This is a genomic window from Mycobacterium sp. GA-0227b (genome assembly GCF_001499855.1).
Lineage (GTDB): Bacteria > Actinomycetota > Actinomycetes > Mycobacteriales > Mycobacteriaceae > Mycobacterium.
The window spans coordinates 374,336-399,253 of sequence record NZ_LQIK01000001.1 but is presented as its reverse complement, the minus strand read 5'-3'; the positions used below and the strand labels follow the sequence as shown (position 1 = coordinate 399,253).

The window sequence follows — 24,918 nt, the reverse complement described above, 5'->3', positions numbered from 1 at the left end:
TCAATCAACTGGTTGGAAGTGTAGGTGTTGGGGGTGTCGCAGCCCGCATGCCGGGTCTAGACTTCGGGCATAACCAGCCGCACTCGAGAGGTGACCACATGGATCCGAACCCGGACTATGACGCGAGCGACGAGCTGGAATACGGGGTCAACTGGTTCGCCTGGATACTCCGCGGCGTCTACCCGCCACCCGCCTACCCGCCGGTCTGAACCGCCGACTACAGCGCTTTGAGTTCCTCGATCACCGAGGTGACGGACTTCTTGGCGTCGCCGAACAGCATCGAGGTCTGGTCGAGGAAGAACAGCGGATTCTCGATGCCCGCATAACCGGCGTTCATCGACCGCTTGAGGACGATGACAGACCGCGACTCGTCGACGTTGAGGATCGGCATGCCGTGAATCGGGGAGCTCGGGTCGTTGCGCGCCGCCGGGTTGGTGACGTCGTTGGCGCCGATGACGAGCGTGACGTCGGTGCGGCCGAACTCGCCGTTGACGTCGTCCATCTCCTTCATCGCGTCGTACTCGACGTCGGCCTCGGCCAGTAGCACGTTCATGTGCCCCGGCATGCGGCCCGCGACCGGATGGATGGCGTACTTCACTTCCACGCCTTTGGATTCCAGCAGGTCGGCCATCTCCTTGACGGTGTGCTGGGCCTGCGCGACGGCCAGCCCGTAGCCGGGGACCACGATCACCTGGTTGGCGTAGGCCATCTGGATCGCGGCGTCCGCGGCGGAGGTGGATTTGACGGTCCCCTGGTCGCCGTCCGGGCCGGCCACTGCGGCGCTGCCACCGCCGAAGGAGCCGAACACGATCGCCGGGATGGAGCGGTTCATCGCCACGGCCATCAGGTTGGTCAGGATCGAACCGGACGCGCCGACGATCATGCCCGCGACGATCATCGCGGTGTTGTTCAACGCCAAACCCGCTGCCGCGGCCGACAATCCGGTCAACGCGTTGAGCAGTGAGATGACGACCGGCATGTCGGCGCCGCCGATCGGGAACACCACGAACAGGCCCATCAGGCCGGCCAGCGCGAGCACCGCCATGATCGTCCAACCCGGGCTGCCGGCACCGGCGTTGAGCCCGATGTAGACGGCGGCGGCGGTCGCGCCGAGCAGCAGCAGCACATTGGCGGCCTGGAACAGCTTGGCGGAGGCGACAAGTCGCTTCTCGACGTTCTTCGGAATCGACTCCTGCAGTTTGAGGAACGCCACCAGCGAGCCCCAGAACGACACCGAACCGATGATCGCGGCGAACAGTGAACCGGCCACCAACGCGACCGTCGGGTGCTGATCGGGCGTGAAGTGTGCGAAGCCGTCTGTCTCGATGAACTCCGACCACGCGATCAAAGCGACGGTGCCGCCGCCGACACCGTTGAACAGCGCGACCAACTGCGGCATCGCGGTCATCTTGGTCTTCTTGGCCGGCGGCACACCGAGAATCACGCCCAGCGCCAGTCCGGCGACGATGAGGATCCAGTTGATCGACGCGGTGTCGCGCACCTTGATCAGCGTCGCGACCACGGCGATGGCCATACCGGTGGCCGCGATCCAGTTGCCGCGCACCGCGGTCTTCGGTCCGGTCAGCCCGGACAACCCGAGAATGAACAGCGAGAACGCCAGGATGTAGAGGACGGTGACGAGGTAGTTCACTTGTCTGCCGCCTCAACAGCTTTGGGTTCCGGCCTGCGGGACTTGAACATCCCGAGCATCCGGTCCGTCACCAGGAAGCCGCCGATGACGTTGAGGGTGCCGAAGATCAGCGCGACGAACGCGATGATCCGCACCCCCCAGTGGGCGTCGGCGGGCAGGTCGCCCAGCACGATCAGCGCGCCGAGCACCACGATGCCGTGGATGGCGTTGGTGCCCGACATCAGCGGTGTGTGCAAGGTGTTGGGCACCTTGGAGATCACGGCGAACCCGACGAACCCGGCGAGCACCAAGATCGCGAGGTTGGCCAGCAAGTGGTCGTACATCTATGCCCTCTAGCTCTCTGCACCGCTCGCGGTGCGGGTGACGCAGGAGGCCGCCACGACCTCGTCATCGAAATCGGGTGCCAACGCACCATCGGTGATCAACAGTTCCAGCAGCGAGGTCAAGTTCTTCGAGTACAGCTCGCTGGCGTGCTCGGGCATGGTCGCCGGCAGGTTCAGCGGCGAGGCGATGGTGACGCCGTGGCGGACGACCGTCTGACCGGGCTCGGTGAGCTCACAGTTGCCGCCGGTCTCCCCCGCGAGGTCGACGACCACGCTGCCCGGCTTCATGCCCTCGACCGCGGCGGCCGTCACCAACCGCGGCGCCGGGCGTCCGGGCACCAGCGCGGTGGTGATCACGACGTCGAACCCGGTGATCGCCCGCTCCAGCTCCTTCTGCTGCTGGGCGCGTTCCTCCTCGGACAACTCCCGGGCGTAGCCACCCTCGCCGGCGGCCTCGATGCCCAGCTCGAGCCACTGCGCGCCGACCGAACGGACCTGGTCGGCCACCTCCGGGCGCACGTCGTAGCCGGTGGTGCGCGCCCCGAGTCGCTTGGCGGTGGCCAACGCCTGCAGCCCCGCCACCCCGGCGCCCAGCACCAGCACGGTCGCCGGCTTCACCGTGCCCGCGGCCGTGGTCAGCATCGGGAAGAAGCGCGTCGACTCCGACGCCGCAAGCAGCACCGCCTTGTAGCCGGCGACGTTGGCTTGCGAGGACAGCGCATCCATCACCTGGGCGCGGGAGATGCGCGGAATCGCCTCGACGGCGAACGCCTGCACGCCGGCGGTCTTCAGCGCGGCGATCTGGTTGTCGGCGTTGCGCGGCGCCAAGAACCCGATCAGCGTCTGGCCGGAGTTGAGCTTGCCGACCTCGTCGGCGGTCGGGGGCGCCACCTTCACCACCACGTCCGCCGCCCAGGCGTCGCCGATCGTCGCGCCCGCGTCGGTGTAGAGGTCGTCGGGGAGAAGGGCCCGCTCGCCCGCGCCGGATTCCACGACGACGGCCACACCGCTGTTCACCAGCGACGCGACCGCCTTCGGCACCAGCGCGACGCGGCGCTCGTCGGAGCCGGATTCGCGCACCACCCCGACCGTCGGAGCCGCCCGACCGGCGACGTCCGCATCCGTCGTCTGCGTCATGACGGAACACCTTAACCGCAACCGCTGGTCACAGCTAAATCGGTACGGACCGTCGCGGATTTCTATCGGCAAGGCGCGGCGGTTGAACCCCTGGTCGAACTAGCATCCCGTCCGTGCCACAAGACGCGCCGTCGAAAACTCGCGGTAGCACGCGTGGCCGGCTGGCCAGTATCGGCACAGTGCTGATCATCCTCGTCGTCTACGCCGGGTCGCTGGTCGGCTATCACTACGTCTCAGGTTCGGCCCGGTCGTTGGGGTCACCGGACCTCGGCGAGGACAGCGACACGATCGTGCAGGTGACCCTGGGGGCGCTACGCACCGTCGGTAACGAGTTGGACGTCAAAGTCGTCGTCTTCCCCTCCGAGGACCACATGAACACCGACCTCAATGTGGTCAACACCGATATCGCGGTGCGGCTGTTCATGAACGAGGTCAATCTCGGCATCGATGATTTGAAGACGCCGAAGGGTCAGTTGCCTGCCCAGGTCAGCACGACGATCACCGCCACCGGTGACCCGGACAAGTGGCCGTTCGACTCGTACACGGTCGGGGCGCTCGGCGCCGACCTGATCGTCGGGACCGGTGACGACCGCCAGTTCGAACCCGCCCGGGTGGTGGTGACGGGCGGCCTCGACGGCTGGGACATCACCAGCGCGCGCAGCGGCCCGGCCACCCAGTCGGCCGGCGACGGCGACTACGAGACGGTGACGTTGACTCGGGCGCGGGGCCCGCTCGCTTTCGATGTCGGCCTGTGCCTGGTGCTCATCACCCTGCCCGCGCTGGCGCTGTTCGTCTCGATCGAGATGCTGCGCGGCCGCAAGAACTTCCTTCCGCCGTTCGGTACCTGGTATGCCGCGAGTTTGTTCGCGATCATCCCGATTCGAAACTTCATGCCCGGCGCACCGCCGCCCGGCGCATGGATCGACCAGATACTCGTGTTGTGGGTGCTGCTCGCGTTGACCGGGGCGATGGTCTTGTACTTCACCGCCTGGTGGAGGCGCAGCGACTGACCATTACTTTGATGGTTAGTTGACCAGCACAACACGGGAGGCCATCGGATGGCTGTCGACCGGCTGCTGCCCACCCGGGACGCCGAAGACCTGATCGCGCTCACCCGAGACGTCGCCGACAAGGTGCTCGACCCGATCGTCGACGACCACGAGAAGGCCGAGCGTTATCCCGAAGGTGTGATGGCGCAGTTGGGCGCGGCCGGATTGCTGAGCCTGCCGCAGCCCGAGGAGTGGGGCGGCGGCGGCCAACCGTTCGAGGTCTATCTGCAGGTGCTCGAGGAACTGGCCGCGCGCTGGGCGGCGGTCGCGGTCGCGGTCAGCGTGCACAGCCTGTCGTCGCATCCGCTGCTGGTGTTCGGCACCGACGAGCAGAAGCAGCGGTGGCTGCCGGGGATGCTGTCGGGCGAGCAGATCGGTGCCTACAGCCTGTCCGAACCGCAGGCCGGGTCGGACGCCGCGGCGCTGCGGTGCGCGGCGACCAAGGCCGAGGGCGGCGGTTATGTGCTCAACGGCTCCAAGTCCTGGATCACCCATGGCGGGCGCGCCGACTTCTACACGCTGTTCGCGCGGACGGGCGAAGGCTCCCGCGGGATTTCGTGCTTCCTGGTGCCCGGCGATCTTCGGGGGCTGAGTTTCGGCAAGCCCGAGGAGAAGATGGGCCTGCACGCGATCCCGACCACATCGGCGTTCTACGAGGATGCCCACCTGGAGGCGCAACGGCTGATCGGCGCCGAGGGCCAGGGTCTGCAGATCGCTTTCTCCGCACTGGATTCGGGGCGGTTGGGCATCGCCGCGGTCGCCACCGGCCTGGCACAGGCCGCGCTGGACGAGGCCGTCGCCTACGCCAACGAACGAACCACGTTCGGCCGCAAGATCATCGACCATCAGGGGCTGGGTTTTCTGCTGGCCGACATGGCCGCCGCGGTGGGCAGTGCGCGCGCGACGTACCTGGACGCCGCACGTCGGCGCGATGCCGGGCGGGCCTACTCGCAAGATGCCAGCGTGGCCAAGCTGGTCGCGACCGACGCCGCGATGAAGGTCACCACCGACGCGGTCCAGGTGTTCGGCGGCGCGGGCTACACCCGCGACTACCGCGTCGAGCGGTACATGCGCGAGGCCAAGATCACCCAGATCTTCGAAGGCACCAACCAGATTCAGCGCATGGTCATCGCCCGCGGCCTCACTTCCTGATGGCGTTGCTCACCAGCGGTTCACGCCGTAGACAGCCGTATTGGACGGGCGTATAACCAGGTCATGGCGATCGAGACGACCGGCAATCGGATTTCGTCGTGGCAGCGCACCGCCACAGCGGCGAAGGTGACGTCCGCCGAAGGACTTCCACCCGGCCCACGGATGCCCCGCGCACTCCAATCGGTGCTGATCTGGACGCAACGCCAGTGGTTCGTCCCCGCGATGCACCGCCGTTACGGCGACACCTTCACCATCAACGCCGAGCCAACCGGATACGGTGTCGTACTGCGTGATCCAGCCGATCTGCGGACGATATTTCGTGGTGATCCGGACGTGTTCCACGCCGGCGAAGGCAACGCACTACTGGCGCCGATTGTCGGCAGACGCTCCGTGCTGACGATGGACGCCCCGGAACACGTCGTCGAACGCAGGCGCATGCTGCCGCCGTTTCACGGCGAACGCATCGCCCAAGCCATCGAACTCATGGTGGAAGAGACGGAGCGTGAGGTCGCACGATGGCCAGTCGATCGTGACTTCGAGCTCTTACCACGCATGCAGGAACTCACGCTGAACATCATCGTGCGAGTGGTCCTGGGTGTGGACGAGGACGACCGCGCGCAGGCCGTCGGTGCGGCACTGCGCCGCGTGCTGACGATCCGCCTGCGCAACATGCTGCTGTGGCTTTGGCCCGGACTGCAACGTCTGCGGCCGTGGACGAAGGTCGTGCGCGACATGGACCGCGCAGACGAACTCCTCTACGCCGAGATCGAGCGTCGCCGCGCGGATCCCGGCCGCGCTGGCCGCCCCGACGTGCTGTCGATGCTGCTGGACGGTGACCCCGATCCCGAGTTGGTGCGGGACGAACTGGTCACCCTGCTGGTCGCCGGACATGAGACGACGGCGGTGGCGCTGTCGTGGACCTTCGAACGGCTGCTTCGCCACCCCGGCGCGCTGGCCAAGGTACGCGCCGGACTGGACGATCCCCGCGATCCGTACCGGGCCGCGGTGGCCAAGGAAGCGTTGCGCCTACGTCCGGTGATCTTGAACATCGCGCGCCGGCTCACCCGGCCGGTCGAACTGGCCGGCTGCGTCATGCCCGCCGGCACCTTGCTGATCCCGTCGATCATCGGGATTCACACCGATCCGAAGATCTGGGGCCCGGACGCCGCCTAGTTCCGGCCCGAGCGCTGGCTGGCCGACGATCCCCCCACCTATGCGTGGATTCCGTTCGGCGGCGGCGCCCGACGCTGTCTGGGCGCGACGTTCGCCCTGACCGAAATAGACGCGGTACTGCGAACCGTGCTGCGGCGCATTGATTTACGCGCCGACCGGCCGCGAGATGAATCGCGCCACATGCACCACATCACGTTGGTGCCGTCCCGGGGAGCGCGGGTGCGCGTGGCGGCCGGTTAAAGAGTCTCGGGCGGCGAGGTGACCGTGACCTGGGTGCCATGGCCGGGCACGGAATTGATCCGCATCGACCCGCCCATCGCGTCGAACCGCGCCAGCAGTGAACCCAAACCGATATGGCCGTCGGCCACGTACTGCTCGACGCTCGCAGGGTCGAACCCCTTGCCGTCATCGGCGACGGTCAACACGATCCGGTCGCCTTGGCGCAACAGCCCGACCCGCACCAGAGTCGCGCCGGCGTGCTTGTGGATGTTGGCGAGCAGTTCCCGCGCCGCCCGGTACAGCAACTGCTGCGACTCCGGCTTGCCGACATCGTCGAGATCCGCCTCGATCACGTAATCGCCACGAGACTCGAACTGGCGCAACAGGTCCCGTATCGCAGGCGTCAGACCGAGCTGGGCGAGCACCTGCGGGTGCAGTTCGGTCACGGTCGAGCGCAGCGCCGCGGCAGTCTGCTGCAGTGCGATGTGCACCGTGTCGAGCGCGGGGTCGTCGGCGCGTTCCCGGACCTCGTCGAGGTCGAGGCGCGCGGCGAGCAGCGTCTGCAGCGGTCCGTCGTGCAGGTGCTCGGCGACCTCCCGGTTGTGCCGCTCGTCGGCCTGCATCGCCTCGGACACCAGTTGGCGCCGCACATCCTGCAGTTTGATCACGCGGGCCTGGCGGCGCACCAGCACCACGCACAGCGCGGTCGCCGCGGCCGCGGACCACAGCAGGAAACCGAACTGCGTGTAGACGACATCCGGCAGGCCGACCGAGTCGTCGCGCCTGGAATACACGATCCACACCGCCAGATAGCCCAGCGCGGTGCCGATTCCGAGCAGCGCGGTCAGCGTCGGCCGGTCCTGGAACGCGACCGCGATCGGTAGCAGGAAGAACACCGGAAGCAGCGCCGCGGTGGCCCCTCCGGACACCAGGCACAACACCACGACGACGAGCACGTCGACACCGGTGGACGCCCAGTTCGCCCACCGGGGCACCGGGCCGCGCAGGATCACGACCAGCCACAGCACGGCCGCGGCCGCCCACACCCCGAGCACCACGGCGTAGACACCGGGCAGCCAGTGGTCGACCTCCCAGATCCACACCAACACCGCGACCAGCGCGATCAGTGGCAGCCGCAGAACCGCGGTGACGCGCACGGGTTCGGCGGTGAAGAAGTTCGCGATCCGGTCCAGCACGACGCGTCAGTCCAGCAGCTTGCGGCGCATCGCCTCGGCGACCGCGGCACCGCGGTCATTGACCCCGAGCTTCTCGTAGAGCCGCTGCACATGGGTCTTCACCGTCGACGGCGCGAGGAACAGCTGCTTGGCCATCGCGGGGATGCTGGTGCCCGACGCGATCAGGCGGAGCACCTCGCGTTCGCGCGGGCTGAGCACCGGGCCTTCGGGCTCGGCGCGCTTGCGGATCTCGCCGGCCAATCCCCCGGCCAGACTCGGTGCGACGACGTCTCTGCCCTTGGCGCAGTCGAGCACCGCGGCGACGAGTTCCGAACGGGTGGACTCCTTGGGCAAAAATCCCGCCGCGCCGTTCTGCAGCGCCTGGTAGACGATCGCGGACTCGTCGTGCGCGGAGATCAGCAGCACCCGGGTGGGCAGTTCGTCGCGCAGGACGGCGGCGGCCACCTCGGCGCCGTCCATACCCGGCATCCGGTAGTCCAGCAGCGCCACCTGCGGCGTATGCGATCGAATCGCCTCGAGGGCGGCTGTTCCGTCGTCGGCCTCGGCCACCACCTCGATCTGACCGCTGGAGATCAGCGCGCGGACCACGCCGTCGCGGAACATCGGGTGGTCATCGCCCACCACCACCCGGACCTTGTCACCGGTCGTGCCGCTCACCACGCAGTCAGCTTGGCACAGCAGCGCGCCCGCTTCCTCCGATTGGCGGACACACGATTCATCCGTACCGTCCTCCGGTCGGCCGACAGACCGCGGCTGCGCGTTGCAGCATCCTTGAGCCATCGCCGGAACAACCCGGTGGCAGGCCCGAAAATCACACGCACACAGAGGATTACGATGAACACCACCGCAACTCGCCGCTTCGCCCAGCTCTTCGCGCTGTCAGCCGTCTTCGCCGGAATCGTCGCGGGCGCAGTGGCCCTCGCCGGTACCGCCAGCGCGGGCACCTACTCGCACGACATGACGCCGCACCCCACCACGACCGCTCCTGCGCCCGTCACCGCGCACCCGGCGCCGGGCGCCCATCCGCACCACGGCATCCCGCATCTGACGTACGTGCAGCCCGACTACCACCGCTGAGACGCACGCAAAAGGCGGGGACACCATCGGGTGTCCCCGCCTTCGCGGTTCAGATCTAGACGCCGGCGAGTACGTCGGCCGTCTGCAGCGCCTGGGCGACGCCAGAGACGATCGACGCCAGCCGGATCGCCTCGAAGATCACCGGCCGCGCCACATCCGCGTCACGGAGGGTCTTCTCGTGCGCGGTCACGCAGTGTGGGCACCCGTTGATCGCCGAGACCGCCAGCGACCACAGCTCGAAATCCTCTTTCGGGACACCGGGATTGCCGATGATGTTCATCCGCAGGCCGGCCCGCAGCTCGTCGTAGCCCTCGAGCTGGCCCCTCGTCCGGTAGAACACGTTGTTCATGCCCATGATCGCGGCCGCGCCCAGCGCGGCGTTGTAGGCCTCCTGGCTGAGGACGTCCAGTGCGTCCTCGGCGATCTCGCGCAGCAGCCGCTCCGACTTGGTCGCGGCGGCGGTCGCCACCAACGCGCCCCACAGCTGCTGTTCGGACAGCTCGGTGGTCTTGACGATGCTGCCGAGGTTGAGCTTCAGGTCCTTGGCGTACTCGGGCAGCGCGTCCTTGATGTTGTCGATGCTCACGGTCACACCGCCTCTGCCAACAGCTCGGCCGGCTTGATCGTGGGATCGCCCTTCTTCCAGTTGCAGGCGCACAGCTCGTCGGACTGCAGGGCGTCGAGAACCCGCAGCACCTCGTCGACGTTGCGGCCCACGGAGCCGGCCGTGACCGACACGAACTGGATCTCATTGTTCGGGTCGATGATGAACGTCGCCCGGTCGGCGACCCCGTCGGCGTTGAGCACTCCGGTGGCCAGCGCCAGTTCCCGCTTGAGGTCGGAAGCCATCGGGAACGGCAGCTTCTTGAGGTCCTCGTGCTGGGCCCGCCACTGGAAGTGGACGAACTCGTTGTCGACGGACACTCCGATGACCTTCGCGTCGCGGTCCTCGAAATCGTCGTTGAGCTTGCCGAACGCGGCGATCTCCGTCGGGCACACGAAGGTGAAGTCCTTCGGCCAGAAGAAGACGATCCGCCACTTGCCCTCGTGGTCGTCGCTGGTCACGCGGATGAAATAGTCGTCGGGCTGCTTGGCATCGACCTCGGAGAGGTCACCGCCGACCACCGCCGCCATGTCGTAGCGGGGAAACTGGTCACCGATCGTCAACAATGCCATCGCTCGCACACCATCCTTATTGCTTAGTTTGGATTCAGTCCAGATTACCTATCCGATTCTGCGCGGTCGGCACTGCAAAGACAAGGTCGGCGGACGTGATTGTGGCCACACCCGCGCGGTGAAATTGGTTCCGTTTCAGCCGATTTCGGGGGACCGATGGCGGGCTCGCCGCCTCGCCGGCCGCGCGAGACCGCAGACAGGCCGTCGTTGCTACCGTCGGGGGGATGTCGAACATCTCTGAAAACGACCGCATCGAGGACGTCACGCCGGGCGACCTGGTGCTCGTCGACCGCGGCGCCGGCCCCGTCCCGTGCAAAGTGGTCCACAAGGACGAAACCGACGGCACGTGCGTGGTCACCTACGAGGTCGACGACGGTGGAACGTTCCAAGTGGAGTACGCCGCCGGGACGCGCGTCACCCGCTCGCTCGAGGCGAAATGGGAGTCCGAACAAAGCCCGACGCAGCACAAGCCGCTCTGACCGGGTGTCATATCGTGGCTGGCATGGACTTCGCGATGTCGGCCAAGGCACAGGACTACCACAAACGCCTGACCGAGTTCATGACGGAATTCGTCTTCCCCGCCGAGGCCGAATACCACCGCTACCGCGAAGAGGCGGGACCCAAGGACCACACCGTTCCGCCGATCGTCGAGGAGCTGAAAGTCCTCGCCAGGGAGCGCGGGCTGTGGAATCTCTTCCTGCCGTCGGTCTCGGGGCTGACCAACCTGGAGTACGCGCCGCTGGCCGAGCTTTCGGGGTGGAGCCTGGAGATCGCGCCCGAGGTGCTCAACTGCGCCGCGCCGGACACCGGCAACATGGAGACGCTGCACCTGTTCGCCACCGAGGAGCAGCGCCGGCAATGGCTTGATCCGCTGCTGGGTGGCGAGATCCGCAGCGCCTTCGCGATGACGGAACCGGCGGTGGCCTCCAGCGATGCCCGCAACATCGAGACGACGATGCTGCGCGACGGGGACGACTACGTCATCAACGGCCGCAAGTGGTGGATCACCGGGGCCGCCGATCCGCGCTGCAAGATCCTGATCGTGATGGGCCGCACCAACCCCGACGCGGCCAGCCATCAGCAACAGTCGATGATCCTGGTTCCGGTCGACACACCCGGCGTCGACATCCAGCGCTCGCTTCCGGTATTCGGCTGGCAGGACCAGCACGGACACTGCGAGATCGTCTTCGACAACGTCCGGGTGCCGGTCGAGAACCTGCTGCACGAGGAGGGCAGCGGGTTCGCGATCGCCCAGGCCCGGCTGGGTCCCGGCCGTATCCACCACTGCATGCGGGCGCTGGGCGCGGCCGAGCGGGCTTTGGCGTTGATGGTCGACCGGGTGCAGAAGCGGGTCGCCTTCGGCAAGCCGCTGTCCGAGCAAGGCGTGGTGCGTGAGGCGATCGCCAAGTCGCGCAACGAAATCGATCAGGCGCGGCTGTTGTGCGAGAAGGCCGCGTGGACCATCGACCAGCGCGGCAACAAGGAAGCTCACGTGTTGGTGAGCCAGATCAAGTCGGTCGCGCCCCAAGTGGCATGTGACGTGATCGACCGCGCCATCCAGGTGCACGGCGCCGCCGGGGTCAGCGACGACTTCCCGCTGGCCCGGCTGTACAGCTGGCACCGCGCGATGCGACTGTTCGACGGGCCCGACGAGGTGCACATGCGCACCATCGCCCGGGCTGAACTCGGTAGGGAGAAAAGCGCTTTCGTATCGGCGGCGAGCCGTCAATCCAACCCGGCGGCGAGCCGCCAATCCAACACGGCGGTGACCGGCCGGTGACGATCGGACTCGGCGAGCTCTCGGGCGCATGGAACTTCCGTGACGTCGCGGCCGAGACGGGCGTGCGCCCGGGCCGGTTCTTCCGGTCCAGCGAGCTGAGTGGTCTGGACGACACCGGCCGTCGCCGCCTCGTCGAACTGGGCATCACCGATGTGGCCGATCTGCGCTCGGCGCGGGAGGTGGAGCGTCACGGCACGGGGGCGGTGCCCTCGGGCGTGGAAGTGCACCACCTCCACTTCCACGAGGTCACCGCGGTGTCCGCCGAGGCACCGCACGAGTCGGCCTTCCAGAGGATGATGACCGACAAGCCCGACGACGAGGACGTCAGCGTGGCCGCCCTGCGGTTCATGACCGAGGAGTACCAGCGGTTCCCGACGTTGCCCGGCGCACAACGCGCTGTGCGGCAGGTCATTTCACTACTGGCGGCGGGCCGTCCGGTCATCGCGCACTGCTTCGCCGGCAAGGACCGCACCGGCTTCGCGGTGGCCACCGCCCTCGGCGCGGTGGGCGTCGACCGCGACGTGATCATGGCGGATTTTCTGCGCAGCAACGACGCGGTGCCGCAACTTCGGGAGCAGATCATGAGGTCGGTGCGCGAGCGGACCGAGACCGACGAGGAAGTCACGTTCGTGGAGGCGCGACTGACCGACGCGGTGCTCGGCGTGCGCGAGGAGTATCTCGCCGCCGCGCGCCGTTCGATCGACCAGAACTACGGTTCTTTGCGCGGCTATCTCGAGGCAGCGGGCGTGCCAGACGACGAGGTCACCCGGCTACGCGCCGCGCTGCTCGGCTGATCTTCGCCCGCAAACGTGGGTTACCCCGCACGCTGTTTGCGGTTTTGGCGTGACATGAGCCCACGCTCGGCCGGCTACTAGCGGCTACTTGCCGCCCTTTTCCGCCTCGTACTTCTTGGTCATGTGGTCGATCGCGCTGAGCTGCGACTGGGCGAATTCCTCGCGTACTTGGCCGGCCCGCGCCGCGGCGTCCAGCGTCGGCTGCGCCTGACCCTGGAAATGCGGGAACACCTCGGCGGCGAACAATTCCGCCGAACGTTTGGTGGCCGCCGGGTTGGCCCACTCGTGGCCCATCTGCAGCAGGCACCCGAACCCACCGGACTGATCCCACAACCGCTGCACCTGAGCGCGGGCCCGCTCCGGCGTGCCGATCACCCCGGCGCCGGCCTCGTTGATGATGTCGATCATGTCGTCGATGCGGTCGCCCGGAATCGTCATCTGCGGGAACGCCGCGATTTTCTGGAAGTAGTTGAACCATGGCTCGATACCGAACCGGACGTCGGCGCGGGCCTGCTCATCGGTCTCGGCGATGTGGAACGGCCCGACCAGCGACCAGTTGCGGCGGTCGACTGTGGTGCCGAACGTGGCGGCGCGCTCCTCGACGATGCCCCAGTGATGGGCGAGCGCGTCGAACCCCTCGACGACCAGCGTCGCGCCGATCGACAGCAGGCCGATGCCGTGCTTGCCCGCCAGCCGCGCGCCGGTCGGGGACGCCACCGCGGCGACGGCCAGCGGGATGCCCTCCTCCGAGTAGGGCGCCAGTTGCAGTCGCGCATCGAACAGTTCGTGCGTCGGGGTCTTCGCCGAGACGGTCTCGCCGTTGAGTAAGCGGACCACGATGTCGAGGTTGGTCTCCAGCAGCTCGCGGGTGTCGGTGGGCGTCAGACCGATCATCGCGGCGTCGGTGGGCAGCGAACCCGGTCCCATACCGCCGATGATGCGGCCGTGGGTGAGGTGGTCGAGCAGCATCAGCCGGTCGGCCGTCCACAGCGGGTTGTGGTACGCCAGCGAGATCACGCCCGTGCCGAACCGGATGCGTTTGGCGCGCTGGGCCGCCGCGGCGATGAACACCTCGGGCGAGCTGATGATCTCGCTGCCCGCCGAGTGGTGCTCGCCGATCCACGCCTCGTCGTATCCGACCGCGTCGAGGTGCTCGACGAGTTCGAGGTCGCGTTGCAGGGCAAGCGTTGGATTCGTCCCGGCGCGGTGAAACGGTGCGATGAAGTATCCGAAGCGCAGCTTGGCCATTCCAGCAAGCTACTGCGTCAAGTACACCCCGATGACCCAAATGACGGTGGCGAGCAGCGCGCCGGCCAGTTCCACACCGACCGACAGGGCGACGCCTTTCAGCGCATGCTTTGTCGATGTCCAGGCGACGCGTTGGTCGTGCCGATTGGCCAGTTCAGCGAGGTAGATGCCCAGCACGAAGCCGATCGGCAGGCCGAGAACCGGGATCACGAAGAAGCAGATGATGCCGAGCGTGCCGCCGGCGACCAGGCTCCACGTCCGCACATCGGCCTCGCGCATCCGCCGCATCGGCCAGGTGTACTTGATCAGCATGGCTGCGCCGAGGAGCACCGTCGCCGCGCCGAACGTCACCCATGCGGTGGGTTCATTCTCGACGACGGCCCACACCGCGATCGCGCCGAACACCAACAGGGTTCCGGGCAGCAGCGGAACCACGATGCCGACGATGCCGACCGCGATGGCCAGCGCCACAAGCACGATGCCGCCGGCGCTCATGGCTCGCGCCTCACGGACGGTGCGCCCGCACCCATTGGATGTTGGCGAGGGATTTGGTGCGCACGCTGATGAACCCCTGTTGCTCGAACAGGTCGCCGAGTTCGTCCTCACCGAAGAAGTGCGCCCCGCCGCTCGACAACAGCCGAAGCGGCGCAGGCACGTGGCCCACCGTGGGCACCATGATCGCGATCCGGCCGCCGGGCCGCAGCACCCGATACATCTCCGCGACTGCCGCCGAGGGCTCGGGAATCAGCTGCAGCACCGCGAGGGAGCTCACCGCGTCGATGCTCGCTTCCCGAAATGGCAACCGCTGGGCGTCGGCGCGCAGGAACCCGACGTTCGAGCCGGCCTGTGCGCGCACCGCCCGAGCCAGCATCGGTTCGGAGATGTCGACGCCGAGGGCCAGACCGTCCGGACCGGCGACACGCGCCAGCGATGCGGTCACGTTGCCCGGGCCGCTTCCGACGTCGAGTGCGATGCCGCCCCGGGGGATGTTCAGCGAGTCGATGGGCAGCTGCCACGCGCCGACGAATCTGCGCGCGAACGCCTGCGCGTTGTCGTAGAGCATGGACCCAAGGCCCGATGCCCAGGCGGCCTGGATGAAGCCGGTGTTCTTCGGCGGTGCATGGTCGGTCGACGTCCGATCGCTGAGCAGGTCCAGGTAGCCCTTGCTGACGTCAACAGACGATGGCGGGTCGGGGAAGAGTTCGACCGCCCTGCGCAACGCGGGCGGAAGCGTGGTTGTCGACTGATCGGTCACTCCTCCACGCTAGCCGTTCGCGATGTCACGCGCCCAGCTTCGTCGCGAGGTCAAGGAAATCCGTTGCCATCACGTCGAATTCACCATCGCCGATTTTCGACGGGCGGCGCCTTCCCGCACCGTATTCCAGCGGCCTGTCCACCCATGCCGTCATCAGCCCTGCGCGTTTCGCCCCGCGCAGATCGCTGGTGTGCGCGGCCACCAGCATCAGCTCATCGGGCGCCACGTCGAGCAGTTCGGCGCAGCCGAGGTAGGCCTCGGGGTCGGGCTTGTAGTGGCGGAACAATTCGGCCGAGATCACGCAGTCCCACGGCAGCGCGGCGCGCTTGGCCATGTTGGTCAGCAGCGAGACGTTGCCGTTCGACAGCGTCGTGATCACGAACTTGCGCTTGAGTCGCGTGAGCCCAGCGACCGTGTCGGGCCACGGGTCGAGGCGATGCCAGGCGCGATTGAGGTGGTCGACAGCATCGCCGTCGGCGGTGATGTCGGCCTTGGCGAGCAGGTCGACGAGGATCATTCGGTGCAGGCCGTCGATCTTGGTCCACGGCAGCTCGCCGCGGCGCACCCGGTCCATCGCCGGCGGGTAGCCGGCACGCCAGTCATCGGCGAAGGCAGCCCAATCCCGTTGCACGCCTTTGGCTTTGCCGAAGTCCTCGAGCTCGCGGATGATGCACGAGCGCCAGTCGACAACCGTGCCGAACACGTCGAACGCCAACGCCCGCGGCGCCATCTAAGGCTCCAGCACGAGCTTACCCAGCACCCCGCCGTCGGCCAGCGCCTGCAGCGCTTCGGCACCCTTGGACAGCGGAAAGCGCACCGGCGGCGGCGGCCGCAGCCCGGCTTTGACCAACTCCGCCACCCCGAACTCGAACACGGACTGCGAGCCCGGCTTGCGGTTGACGTACTCGCCGTAGCCGACGCCGATCACCGCGACATTGCGCAGCAACAACCGGTTCACCTTCACCGTCGGAATTCCGCCTGCCGCAAAGCCGATCACCAGCAGTCGGCCCTCGACAGCGAGCGCGCGGATCGCGTCGTCGAAGGCGTCGCCGCCGATCGGGTCCACCACCAGGTCGACGCCTCGGCCGTCGGTCGCATCTTTGACCGCCTCCAGCCAACCCTCGGCGAGCGGCAACACCACATCGGCGCCCAGCGATTCGACGAAATCGGCCGCGTGCGGTCGGTGCACCATCGCGATCACCGTGGCGCCCAATGCCTTTGCAATCTGCACGGCTGCAGTGCCGACGCCGCCGGCCGATCCCAGCACCAGCACGGTCTCGCCCGGCCGCAGCGCTCCCCGTTTGGCCAGTGCGAAGTACATCGTCTGGTAATTGCCCAGCAGCGCAACGGATTCTGCGTCGTCCAGGTCGTCCGGGGTGCGCATGAGGTTGGCGGGCTGCACCGCCACCTGCTCAGCCCACGCCCCGAGCATCGAGAGCGCGGTCACCCGCTGACCCGGTTTGAACTCCGACTCGTACGGTGCCGACCGCACCACCCCGGCGACCTCCATGCCGGGAATGAACGGCGGCTCCAGCCGCAGCTGATACTCGCCGCGCAACAGCAACAGGTCGGGGAAACTGACTCCGGCCGCGCCGACGTCGACGACCACCACGTCGTCGCCGCCGGCAACCTCGTCGACATCGGTTAGGCAAAGCCCGCTGGGTCCGGTGAGCTCCTGCGCGACAAGCGCTTTCATGCAGGGAGGCTCAGCCGAGGCTGAAGGTGGCCCGCTGCGCCGCCGACAGGTCGGTGATCTCGCCCCACTTCGCGGCGATGTCGTCGACCGAGGGAACCTCGGAGAACGTGATGCCCTCGTTCTGGAACAGCGCGGTGCGCTGAACCTTGCCGCCGCCGACGATGAACACCGATGCGGTCTCGGGCAACTCCTCGGTCATCAGGTAGGCCACGACCGGGGCGACATACTCCGGCGTCAGCTTCTCGAAGACCTCCGGCGGCAGGATGTCCTGCGTCATCCGGGTCGCCGCGATCGGGGCGACCGCGTTGGCCTTGATGTTGTACTTCGCGCCTTCCTGGGCCAGCGTGTTGATCAGGCCGACGAGACCGAGTTTGGCGGCCCCGTAGTTGGCCTGGCCGAAGTTTCCGAACAGCCCACTGGTGGAGGTGGCGACGACCACGCGGCCGAAGCTGTTCTCCCGGAAGTGCGGCCACGCCGCACGGATCACGTTGTAACCGCCGTACAGGTGCACCTTGAGCACCGCGTCCCAGTTGGCGAACTCCATCTTGTGGAACGTGCCGTCGCGCAGGATGCCCGCGTTGGAGACCACGCCGTCGACCTTGCCGAACTCGTCGAGCGCGGTCTTGATGATGTTCTCGGCGCCCTCGGGCTCGGCGACACTGTCGTAGTTTGCGACGGCGCGTCCGCCCGCGTCCTTGATCTCCTTGACGACCTGGTCGGCCATGTTGTGTCCGGCACCGGTGCCGTCGCGTGAACCGCCGAGGTCGTTGACGACGACGCTGGCGCCCTCCCGGGCGAGGGTCAGCGCGTACTCGCGCCCGAGTCCGCCTCCGGCCCCGGTGACGACGATGACGCGATCCTGCACTCCTGGCATGGGGTTCCTTTCTAGAGTCTGCGATTTCGGCGTAGTTGGTTGCGCTGAGCGCGTCCGGTTACACCGAAATCGCTAAAACAGCCGTCTGGCGAGCTTCCAAGCCTTTTCTGTATACGGGGGGTAGATGAAGGCGCCGACGTCGGGTCGGGTCGGCTTGGTCATCACGGTCTTCTTGTGGCTGAACGTCTCGAAGCCGAACTTGCCGTGGTAGGCGCCCATGCCCGACGGTCCGACGCCACCGAACGGCAGCTTGTGGGTGGCGAAGTGGAACAGCAAATGGTTGACCACCATGCCCCCCGCGGAGATTTCCTTGACCACGCGTTCGCGGATGCTCTTGGTCTTCGTGAACAGGTAGGCCGCCAGCGGCTTGGGCCGAGAGTTCACGAAAGTGATTGCGTCGTCGAGTGATTGGACCGTCATGATCGGCAGGATCGGGCCGAAGATCTCGTCGGTCATCAGCGGCTCCGCCGGGTCGGGGTCGACGACGACGGTGGGTTGGATGCTGACCTTCGCGGCGTCCGATCCGCCGCCGATCACGACGTCGCCCTTGGTGGCGGCCAGCGCGGCGGTCAGCCGGTCGAAGTGGCGCTCGTTGACGATGCGCTTGCCTTCGGGGTTCTCGGACTCGAAGGTCTGCACCGCGGCCTTGATCTTGTCGACGAGCGGGTCGCGGATCTTTGCGTCCGCCAAGACGTAGTCGGGCGCGATGCAGATCTGGCCGGAGTTGATCAGCTTGGTCCACGCGATGCGCTTGGCCGCGACGTCGAGGTCCGCGTCGGCGGACACGATCACAGGGCTCTTGCCGCCGAGTTCGAGGGTGACCGGAGTCAGGTGCGGCGCCGCACCCTCGTAGACCTTGCGGCCGATCTCGGTGCCGCCGGTGTACAGCAGGTAGTCGAAGCCCTGCGCGATGAGTTCCTGGCTGACCCGGCCGTCGCCCTCGATCACCGCGATCGCGTCATTGTCGAGGTACTTGGGCACCAGCTCGGCCATCAGCGCCGACGACGCCGGCGCCACCTCGGACGGCTTGAGCACGACGGTGTTGCCCGCGGCGATCGCACCGACCGCGGGTCCCAGTGTCAACGCGAACGGGAAGTTCCACGCGCCGATGATCAGCACCGTGCCGAACGGTTCGTACTCGACCCAGCCGCGGCCGGGCAGCTGGCTCATCTCGAGCATCCGGTACTTGCGCTTGGCCCATTTGCGGACGTTCTTCGCGGCGTCCTTGGCTTCGCCGGCGACGCTGGCGATGTCGGCGAGCCACGCCTCGAACGGTTTGCGGCCGAGGTCCTGTTCGAGCGCGGCAGCGATCGCCTGCTCGTTTTCGAGGACGAGCCGCTCCATCGCTTTGAGCTGCTCTCTGCGCCAATCGATGCTCTTCGTGCGTCCGGTCTTGAAGGTGTCGCGCAGCCGACGGACGACGTTCGGAATGTCCTCGGTGGCTTGCGCCGACGCGGCGATTTCAGTGGTCATGATGGGTGTCCTTCCCGACCCGAGCACGAGGATCTCCGCTCCTCACGCGCACCCGATCCTAACCAACTGGTTGGGCAGGTGATACCCCCGCGACGGTCCACCCCAGCGAGAATTCAGCCCTTCGCGGCGATGACGAACTCCGAGAACCCGTCGTCCTCCGACAACTCGGCGGGCAGCACCCAGCGCCCCAATCGGCGCATCTCCTGCTGCGAGGTGACCGCGCTCGACCGCCACCCGTGCGCGTCGAGCCACTCGGCGACGTCGGCACGGTCCGGGTCGTTGTACATCAACTCCGCGACGTCGACGGAATCCTCCATCCCGAACTGCGCGCGGATCCGCGCGAAACGCTCCCGCATCTGCTCGCGCCGCTCATCGGCCTGCACCCCGACGGTCTCTACGGACACGCGGCTGCCCGCAGCGCTGAGCGCGGTGATCTGCTCGAAGAGCCGGTCCTGGGCATCGGCGGGGAGATACATCAGCAGCCCCTCGGCCAGCCACGCCGTCGGCGAGTCGGGGTCGAAACCGGCCTCCTGCAACGCTTTCGGCCAATCATGGCGCAGGTCGACGGCCACCGCGACGCGTTGGGCGGTCGGCAGCGCACCGTGTTCGGCCAACCGGGCGGCCTTGAACTCGAGCACCTTGGGCTGATCGATTTCGTACACCACCGTGCCCGCGGGCCACTCCAGGCGATACGCGCGCGAGTCGAGACCAGACGCGAGAATGACGACCTGCCGGATGCCCGCCGCGGCGGCTTCGGTGAAGTACTCGTCGAAAAAGTGCGTGCGCACGGCCTGGTAATTGCCCATGTGCTCGAAGATCGCACCGACCTCGGGGTCCGTCTCGGCTACCTTCGCGCCGACCTCGGGGTCGAGCATGATGTCCCACACCCCGCCACCGGCCTTCGCGACCAGCACTTCGGCGAACGGGTCGCGGATCAGCGCGTCGTCCCGCGCGGTCTCGGCGGCGCGGGCGGCGGCCACCATCACGGCCGTCGAACCCACGCTGGTCGCGATGTCCCAGGTGTCGTCTTCAGTGCGCAACGAACTCATCGGCCGCCATCGTACCGCAAGAACTTAGGACAGCTATACGAAGGTTCAGCCGGTCACACGCGCCGCTCAGCCCTTGAGCCGCCAGAGGTTGTTAGCCATCAGCAGCTCGAACTGCTGCACCACCGCCTTGAGCTCGTCGTGGGTGCCGACGAAGCCCGCGTAGAAACCCATCCCCCACATCACCGCGACCAACATCTCGACGAGCGAGTCGACTTCGGTGTCGGTGGTGAGCTCGCCGCGCTTGATCGCATCGTTGACCGCCCACGCCACGAACTCGCGCGAGTGCTTGAGCGAGTCGTGCTCGTCGTCGCTGAGTTCGGGATGGCGCTGAGCTTCCAGCACCGATGTCACCAAAAACGCTGCCGCTGAACGATCTTCGGAGTCGGTCTGCATCGCCGCGGTGAAGTATGCGGACAATCGGCTGAGCAGGTTCGTCTCACCTTCGGCACGCGCCCTGCCGGCGTTGACGATCACGGCGTTGGTCTGCTCGACGACTTGGCGCCACAACACCTGCTTGCTCGCGAAGTAGTGATTGATCGCGGGACGCGTCAAATCCGCGCGGACGGCGATCGCCTGAAACGTCGCAGCGTCGTATCCGAGTTCGCTGAAGACCTCGCGAGCGGCTTGTACGATGCGCTCCCGCGTCTCGGCCGCCTTCGCTGCGGGGGGACGGCCCGGACCTCTACTCGCCGTATGCGGCACGGTCAAATTGTGCCACACGTCACTTGCGTCCTCCGACACTGCCTGTCGGGGGTTGCCGGCCGGGCATGCCAGCGATCCACCGCAGAGTCGGCCGTAGAGAATTCGGCTGGCGAAGAACTAGTGTCGCGTCCCATGGCGGGCGTGGTATCGCGGGAGGGCTACTTCGAGACCGGCCTCGACATCCTCTCCAATCTCGGGTACGGCGGCTTGAAGCTGGCCGAGGTCTGTCAGCGCCTGGGCGTCACCACCGGGTCGTTCTACCACTACTTCCCGAACTGGCCCGCCTACACCAAGGAACTGCTCTCGCACTGGATGCAGGTCCGCACCGTGCGGGTGATCGAAGCAGTGCGTGCCGAACCAGATCCTCGACGCCGCATCGACGCGCTGATCCAGACCGGCCGCGAATTGCCCCACGGCGCAGAGGCCGCCATCCGGGTGTGGAGTGCGCTGGATCCGCATGTGTATGCGGTGCAGGTCGCGGTCGATCAACAACGCTTCGACGTCCTGTACGAGGCGGCGTTCGAGGTTCTGCAGCACAAGCGGCAGGCGCAGGCGTTCGCGGCCTGGGCGGTGTACCTGTTGGTCGGCTATGAGCAGGCGACACTGCCGCGCGACGCCTCGGTGCTGCGATGGATCGCCGATCAGCTGATCGATGCGCTCGACTCGGGGCGCTTCGAGTCGGTTCCCGGCGCCGAGTAGCGCGGAGGTAACGGGGTGTCGCTCACTGACGTCGTCACCCCCGTGCGACGCCGTGTGGTGAACCGGATCCGACGGCGCGACCCCGAATTCGACGCGCTGCGGCGCGCGACGCGGGCGGCCATCGTGTTGCCGATCGCCGCGGCGGTGAGCTTCGCGGTCGGCGGCGGCTCGCAGACGCCGATGTTCACCATCTTCGGTTCGGTCGCGTTGCTGATCCTGGTGGACTTTCCCGGCAACCGACCGGCCCGCGCACTGGCGTACTGCGGGCTGGCCTTCAACGGCGCGATCCTGATCACGCTGGGCACGTTGGTCTCCCCGTATCCGTGGCTGAGCGTCGCGGCGATGTTCGTTCTGGGGGTGGTGGTGACGTTCTCCGGTGTGCTCAGCGAGATCATCGCCGCCGGGCAGCGTGCGACGCTGCTGACCTTCGTGCTGCCCGCCTGTACGCCCGTTGGGCCCATTCCGGACCGGCTGCTGGGCTGGCTCATCGCGCTGGCGGTCTGCGTGCCGGCTGCGCTGTTCCTGCTGCCGCCACGCCACCACGACGAGTTGCGTGGTGACGCGGCCAGGGTGTGCAACCGGCTGGCCGACTCTCTGGCGGGCGCCGTGCCGGCCAGGGAGGCGACCCGTGCGATGAACCAGCTGTGGGAAACGTTCCTCAGCGCAGACTTTCGTCCGGTCGCCCTGACAGCAGGCAGCCGTGCACTCGTTCGGGTGGTCGACGACCTCGGCTGGCTCGCCGACCGGATCACCGACGACACCGGTCGGCTGCTCGGCGACATGAAAGACCCACTGGTCCGGGTGCTGCGGGATTGCGCTGCGGTGCTGCGGATTTCCGACGCCGCCGGACGCAGCGCCCGGAGCGCCGATCTCAACGAGGCGCTGGCCGCACTGCGCACCATCGCGCAGGGCCGCTACCGTGAGGACATCCTCGAGATCCTCGCTTCCCCGGACGACGCAGCCGCCGTCGCCGTCGGCCGAGAGTTGTTGGGGCGTCGCACGTTCTCGGCCACAGTCGGGGTGACCGGACGCGTCATTCGCAACGCGGCCGAGGCCGACGCACGTCCGGTGTGGGCGCGGGTCCTGGGTCGTCGGCTTCCGAAGACGGGCACCGCAGACTGGGTGATGCCCGAGACGACGGCCGTCGCCGCAATCACTCGCGGGTTTCTCGCCACTCGAGCTGTGGTGTTACGCAACAGCCTTCGCACCGGTCTCGGCTTGGCGATGGCGGTCGCCGTCACCCACCTGTTTCCCCTCGAGCATGGCTTCTGGGTGGTGCTGGGCGCGATGTCGGTGTTACGCAGCAGCGCGCTGACCACCGGCACCCGGGTGGTGCGCGCGGTGGCCGGCACCGCGATCGGATTCTTGTTGGGTGTCGGGCTCATCGAACTGGTCGGCGTCGACCCGGTGGTCATGTGGGGGCTTCTGCCGGTGGTCGCGTTCGGTTCGGCGTTCGTGCCGGAGGTGGCGTCGTTCATCGCCGGTCAGGCCGCGTTCACGATGATGGTGCTGATCATCTTCAACCTCATCGCACCGACGGGTTGGAGCGTCGGGTTGGTCCGCGTTGAGGATGTTGCGGTCGGCGCCGCGGTGGGCGTGATGGTGTCGATTCTGTTGTGGCCGCGCGGCACACGTGCGCGGCTGTCGCGGGCCATCGATGACGCGTTCGCCGTCGGCGCGACGTTCCTCAATGCCGCGGTGCTGCGGGTGACGCGCGGTGCATCCGAAGATGCCGCCAACCGGGTGATCACGCTGAGCCACGATGCCCTCGAGGCGTCGCGGACCGTGGACGATGCGGTTCGGCAGTTCCTTTCGGAGAGCAGCGGCCCCACCGACATCCGCGGGCCGGCGGTCCGGTCGGCCAACCGCGCGATCAGACTGCGGGCCGCCGCGGAACAGATCGCCGACGTCGTGCCTCCGCCATACGGGGTCTACTCCGGTACCCGCACGGTGCTGGAGGCACACGCGGAGGCGATCTGCGCGAGAGTCACCGGCGGCAAAGCCGATTCACCACCAGCGATCAGCGACGACTTCGTGAGGACGCTGCGCGCCGAGGCGACCGGTGACGACCTCGCGGTCGCTGCGGCGCTGCCGCTGGTGACCGTAGCGGCTCATCTCGGCGAATTGGAGTTGCTGTACCCGAAGGCCACCTCGGCCGATGCGACTAAGGGCGGTGCGGCATAAGGGCGTTCGGCGGTATCGTGCCGAACTTGCCGGCCTGGTAGTCCTCCAGCGCCTGGACAAGCTCGGCCTTGCTGTTCATCACGAACGGTCCGTATTGGTAAACCGGTTCGCGAATCGGCCTGCCGCCCAGGATCAGCGCCTCGAGCGCGGGCCGGTGGGCGTCCTGTTTCGGCTGTGCCGCAACGGTGATCCGGTCGCCGGGACCGAGCACTGCGAGCTGTCCCTGACGGATGGGATGGGCCACCGGCCCCACCGACCCCTGCCCGGACAGGATGTATACGAGCGCGTTGAATTCGCGGTTCCAGGGCATATCGAGTCGCGCGCCGGGCTGAATAGTCGCATGCGCCAGCGTGATCGGGGTGTGCGTGGCTCCGGGGCCGACGTGACCGTCGACGTCGCCCGCGATGATGCGAAGCAGCGCCCCGCCGTCGTCCGATGACAACAGCTGCACCTCGTTACCCTCGATGGCCTGGTACCTCGGGGTGGCGAACTTGTCGGTGCGGGGCAAGTTCACCCACAGCTGGATGCCGTGGAATACGCCGCCACGCTCGACGAGTTCGGCGGGCGGAGTTTCGATGTGCAGGATGCCCGAACCGGCGGTCATCCACTGGGTGGCGCCGTCGGTGATCAGGCCGCCGCCGCCGTGGGAGTCCTGGTGAGCGAAGCGACCGTCGATCATGTAGGTGACGGTCTCGAACCCGCGGTGGGGATGCCAGTCGGTGCCGCGCGGTTCTCCGGGTTCGTACTCGACCTCGCCCATCTGATCCATATGCACGAACGGGTCGAGATCGGCAGCGGCAACGCCGGCGAAGGCGCGCACCACCGGGAAACCTTCGCCTTCAAAGCCCCGCGGCCCGGTGGTGATCGAGCGCACGGGGCGTTCGGTGTCCGCCGGGGCGGCGGCGGTGATGCGCGGAAGGGTGAGGGTATCGGCTGTGATTGCAGGCATGCCTGAGATAACCGGACTGCGGTCCGATACATTCCCGCGGGGCTCATGGCCGACTTTCTGCC

Annotated in this window: 25 protein-coding genes and 2 pseudogenes; 10 read left to right on the top strand and 17 right to left on the bottom strand. The window is 67.4% G+C overall.

The features are described 5' to 3' along the window. Positions 1–98: 98 nt before the first annotated feature. Positions 99–209: pseudogene (locus AU185_RS25495) on the top strand (CAP domain-containing protein); the annotation flags it as partial. Between the two features lie 8 nt (positions 210–217). Here the strand turns inward: AU185_RS25495 and AU185_RS01890 are convergent. The 3 genes from AU185_RS01890 to AU185_RS01880 are packed head-to-tail and all read right to left on the bottom strand — an operon-like array spanning position 218 to position 3,111. Beyond that, positions 218–1,651 (bottom strand): NAD(P)(+) transhydrogenase (Re/Si-specific) subunit beta, encoded by a 1,434-nt coding sequence (locus AU185_RS01890; RefSeq protein WP_059100612.1) that lies wholly within the window; start codon positions 1,649–1,651, stop codon positions 218–220. Next, entirely contained in the window at positions 1,648–1,974 is a 327-nt protein-coding gene (locus AU185_RS01885; protein WP_059100611.1) for an NAD(P) transhydrogenase subunit alpha part 2, read from the bottom strand. The genes AU185_RS01890 and AU185_RS01885 overlap by 4 nt, the downstream gene beginning before the upstream one ends. A gap of 9 nt (positions 1,975–1,983) precedes the next feature. Next, complete coding sequence (locus tag AU185_RS01880; RefSeq protein WP_059100610.1) at positions 1,984–3,111, bottom strand: Re/Si-specific NAD(P)(+) transhydrogenase subunit alpha; 1,128 nt, start codon at positions 3,109–3,111, stop codon at positions 1,984–1,986. A 113-nt stretch (positions 3,112–3,224) separates the two neighbouring features. Between AU185_RS01880 and AU185_RS01875 the strand changes: the two genes are divergently transcribed. The 3 genes and pseudogenes from AU185_RS01875 (at position 3,225) to AU185_RS01865 (ending at position 6,725) form a co-directional block, all read left to right on the top strand. Then, entirely contained in the window at positions 3,225–4,121 is an 897-nt protein-coding gene (locus AU185_RS01875; protein ID WP_231740368.1) for a DUF4436 domain-containing protein, read from the top strand. A 48-nt stretch (positions 4,122–4,169) separates the two neighbouring features. Further along, positions 4,170–5,312 carry an acyl-CoA dehydrogenase family protein gene (locus AU185_RS01870; RefSeq protein WP_059100608.1) on the top strand — a complete coding sequence of 381 codons (1,143 nt, stop codon included), beginning with the start codon at positions 4,170–4,172 and terminating at the stop codon, positions 5,310–5,312. A 63-nt stretch (positions 5,313–5,375) separates the two neighbouring features. Then, positions 5,376–6,725, top strand: a pseudogene (locus tag AU185_RS01865) (cytochrome P450). Here the strand turns inward: AU185_RS01865 and AU185_RS01860 are convergent. Together AU185_RS01860 and AU185_RS01855 are read right to left on the bottom strand one after the other, a co-directional pair. Next, positions 6,722–7,900 carry a sensor histidine kinase gene (locus AU185_RS01860; RefSeq protein ID WP_059100607.1) on the bottom strand — a complete coding sequence of 393 codons (1,179 nt, stop codon included), beginning with the start codon at positions 7,898–7,900 and terminating at the stop codon, positions 6,722–6,724. The pseudogene AU185_RS01865 and the gene AU185_RS01860 overlap by 4 nt on opposite strands. A 6-nt stretch (positions 7,901–7,906) precedes the next feature. Beyond that, the gene (locus tag AU185_RS01855; protein WP_286142906.1) at positions 7,907–8,557 is read right to left on the bottom strand and encodes a response regulator; all 651 of its coding nucleotides are present in this window, start codon (positions 8,555–8,557) and stop codon (positions 7,907–7,909) included. A gap of 177 nt (positions 8,558–8,734) precedes the next feature. Between AU185_RS01855 and AU185_RS01850 the strand changes: the two genes are divergently transcribed. Further along, complete coding sequence (locus AU185_RS01850; protein ID WP_059100606.1) at positions 8,735–8,977, top strand: hypothetical protein; 243 nt, start codon at positions 8,735–8,737, stop codon at positions 8,975–8,977. 55 nt (positions 8,978–9,032) lie between these two features. Here the strand turns inward: AU185_RS01850 and ahpD are convergent, their stop codons facing one another. Next, on the bottom strand, positions 9,033–9,563 hold the full coding sequence (ahpD, locus tag AU185_RS01845) for an alkyl hydroperoxide reductase AhpD (RefSeq protein ID WP_059100780.1): 531 nt from the start codon (positions 9,561–9,563) through the stop codon (positions 9,033–9,035). A gap of 2 nt (positions 9,564–9,565) precedes the next feature. Continuing rightward, complete coding sequence (locus tag AU185_RS01840; RefSeq protein ID WP_059100605.1) at positions 9,566–10,153, bottom strand: peroxiredoxin; 588 nt, start codon at positions 10,151–10,153, stop codon at positions 9,566–9,568. 224 nt (positions 10,154–10,377) lie between these two features. Between AU185_RS01840 and AU185_RS01835 the strand changes: the two genes are divergently transcribed. Genes AU185_RS01835 through AU185_RS01825 form a run of 3 tightly spaced genes read left to right on the top strand, consistent with a single transcriptional unit; the run spans position 10,378 to position 12,727 of the window. Next, complete coding sequence (locus AU185_RS01835) at positions 10,378–10,632, top strand: hypothetical protein (protein WP_059100604.1); 255 nt, start codon at positions 10,378–10,380, stop codon at positions 10,630–10,632. Between the two features lie 35 nt (positions 10,633–10,667). Beyond that, a complete protein-coding gene (locus tag AU185_RS01830) occupies positions 10,668–11,933 on the top strand; it encodes an acyl-CoA dehydrogenase family protein (RefSeq protein WP_172800366.1) in 1,266 nt (421 codons plus the stop codon). Further along, positions 11,930–12,727: a tyrosine-protein phosphatase gene (locus AU185_RS01825; protein ID WP_059100602.1), complete on the top strand. Its 798-nt coding sequence runs from the start codon at positions 11,930–11,932 to the stop codon at positions 12,725–12,727. The genes AU185_RS01830 and AU185_RS01825 overlap by 4 nt, the downstream gene beginning before the upstream one ends. Before the next feature lie 84 nt (positions 12,728–12,811). Here AU185_RS01825 and AU185_RS01820 read toward each other — a convergent pair whose 3' ends face one another. From AU185_RS01820 to AU185_RS01780, 9 genes are all read right to left on the bottom strand, one after another. Further along, positions 12,812–13,975, bottom strand: coding sequence for an LLM class flavin-dependent oxidoreductase (locus AU185_RS01820; protein ID WP_059100601.1), 1,164 nt, complete (start codon positions 13,973–13,975; stop codon positions 12,812–12,814). A gap of 9 nt (positions 13,976–13,984) precedes the next feature. Then, positions 13,985–14,470, bottom strand: coding sequence for a DUF456 domain-containing protein (locus AU185_RS01815; RefSeq protein ID WP_059100600.1), 486 nt, complete (start codon positions 14,468–14,470; stop codon positions 13,985–13,987). Positions 14,471–14,480: 10 nt separating this feature from the next. After that, positions 14,481–15,230, bottom strand: a complete 750-nt coding sequence (locus tag AU185_RS01810) for a methyltransferase domain-containing protein (protein WP_059100599.1) — start codon at positions 15,228–15,230, stop codon at positions 14,481–14,483. A 25-nt stretch (positions 15,231–15,255) separates the two neighbouring features. Next, on the bottom strand, positions 15,256–15,960 hold the full coding sequence (locus AU185_RS01805; RefSeq protein ID WP_059100598.1) for a haloacid dehalogenase type II: 705 nt from the start codon (positions 15,958–15,960) through the stop codon (positions 15,256–15,258). Continuing rightward, positions 15,961–16,926 carry an NADPH:quinone oxidoreductase family protein gene (locus tag AU185_RS01800; RefSeq protein ID WP_059100597.1) on the bottom strand — a complete coding sequence of 322 codons (966 nt, stop codon included), beginning with the start codon at positions 16,924–16,926 and terminating at the stop codon, positions 15,961–15,963. 10 nt (positions 16,927–16,936) lie between these two features. Then, positions 16,937–17,800, bottom strand: coding sequence for an SDR family oxidoreductase (locus AU185_RS01795; protein ID WP_059100596.1), 864 nt, complete (start codon positions 17,798–17,800; stop codon positions 16,937–16,939). A 72-nt stretch (positions 17,801–17,872) separates the two neighbouring features. Further along, entirely contained in the window at positions 17,873–19,273 is a 1,401-nt protein-coding gene (locus AU185_RS01790; protein ID WP_059100595.1) for an aldehyde dehydrogenase family protein, read from the bottom strand. A 113-nt stretch (positions 19,274–19,386) separates the two neighbouring features. Beyond that, positions 19,387–20,322, bottom strand: a complete 936-nt coding sequence (locus AU185_RS01785) for a class I SAM-dependent methyltransferase (protein ID WP_059100594.1) — start codon at positions 20,320–20,322, stop codon at positions 19,387–19,389. Positions 20,323–20,388: 66 nt separating this feature from the next. Continuing rightward, positions 20,389–21,024 carry a TetR/AcrR family transcriptional regulator gene (locus AU185_RS01780; protein ID WP_059100779.1) on the bottom strand — a complete coding sequence of 212 codons (636 nt, stop codon included), beginning with the start codon at positions 21,022–21,024 and terminating at the stop codon, positions 20,389–20,391. Between the two features lie 132 nt (positions 21,025–21,156). On the opposite strand from AU185_RS01780, the gene AU185_RS01775 reads away from it, so the two are divergent. Together AU185_RS01775 and AU185_RS01770 are read left to right on the top strand one after the other, a co-directional pair. Beyond that, positions 21,157–21,723 carry a TetR/AcrR family transcriptional regulator gene (locus AU185_RS01775; RefSeq protein ID WP_059100593.1) on the top strand — a complete coding sequence of 189 codons (567 nt, stop codon included), beginning with the start codon at positions 21,157–21,159 and terminating at the stop codon, positions 21,721–21,723. Between the two features lie 15 nt (positions 21,724–21,738). Further along, on the top strand, positions 21,739–23,907 hold the full coding sequence (locus AU185_RS01770) for an FUSC family protein (protein ID WP_059100592.1): 2,169 nt from the start codon (positions 21,739–21,741) through the stop codon (positions 23,905–23,907). Here the strand turns inward: AU185_RS01770 and AU185_RS01765 are convergent. Next, entirely contained in the window at positions 23,888–24,856 is a 969-nt protein-coding gene (locus AU185_RS01765) for a pirin family protein (RefSeq protein ID WP_059100591.1), read from the bottom strand. The two genes, AU185_RS01770 and AU185_RS01765, sit on opposite strands and share 20 nt — an antisense overlap. Positions 24,857–24,918: the final 62 nt, after the last annotated feature.

Coding starts and splice junctions, on each gene's coding strand:
- AU185_RS01815 (WP_059100600.1), bottom strand. CDS start 14,470: ATGAGCGCCGGCGGCATCGTGCTTGTGGCGCTGGCCATCGCGGTCGGC.
- AU185_RS01765 (WP_059100591.1), bottom strand. CDS start 24,856: ATGCCTGCAATCACAGCCGATACCCTCACCCTTCCGCGCATCACCGCC.
- AU185_RS01830 (WP_172800366.1), top strand. CDS start 10,668: ATGTCGGCCAAGGCACAGGACTACCACAAACGCCTGACCGAGTTCATG.
- AU185_RS01850 (WP_059100606.1), top strand. CDS start 8,735: ATGAACACCACCGCAACTCGCCGCTTCGCCCAGCTCTTCGCGCTGTCA.
- AU185_RS01835 (WP_059100604.1), top strand. CDS start 10,378: ATGTCGAACATCTCTGAAAACGACCGCATCGAGGACGTCACGCCGGGC.
- AU185_RS01820 (WP_059100601.1), bottom strand. CDS start 13,975: ATGGCCAAGCTGCGCTTCGGATACTTCATCGCACCGTTTCACCGCGCC.
- AU185_RS01840 (WP_059100605.1), bottom strand. CDS start 10,153: ATGGCATTGTTGACGATCGGTGACCAGTTTCCCCGCTACGACATGGCG.
- AU185_RS01790 (WP_059100595.1), bottom strand. CDS start 19,273: ATGACCACTGAAATCGCCGCGTCGGCGCAAGCCACCGAGGACATTCCG.
- AU185_RS01870 (WP_059100608.1), top strand. CDS start 4,170: ATGGCTGTCGACCGGCTGCTGCCCACCCGGGACGCCGAAGACCTGATC.
- AU185_RS01805 (WP_059100598.1), bottom strand. CDS start 15,960: ATGGCGCCGCGGGCGTTGGCGTTCGACGTGTTCGGCACGGTTGTCGAC.
- AU185_RS01885 (WP_059100611.1), bottom strand. CDS start 1,974: ATGTACGACCACTTGCTGGCCAACCTCGCGATCTTGGTGCTCGCCGGG.
- AU185_RS01785 (WP_059100594.1), bottom strand. CDS start 20,322: ATGAGTTCGTTGCGCACTGAAGACGACACCTGGGACATCGCGACCAGC.
- AU185_RS01795 (WP_059100596.1), bottom strand. CDS start 17,800: ATGCCAGGAGTGCAGGATCGCGTCATCGTCGTCACCGGGGCCGGAGGC.
- AU185_RS01800 (WP_059100597.1), bottom strand. CDS start 16,926: ATGAAAGCGCTTGTCGCGCAGGAGCTCACCGGACCCAGCGGGCTTTGC.
- AU185_RS01775 (WP_059100593.1), top strand. CDS start 21,157: ATGGCGGGCGTGGTATCGCGGGAGGGCTACTTCGAGACCGGCCTCGAC.
- AU185_RS01880 (WP_059100610.1), bottom strand. CDS start 3,111: ATGACGCAGACGACGGATGCGGACGTCGCCGGTCGGGCGGCTCCGACG.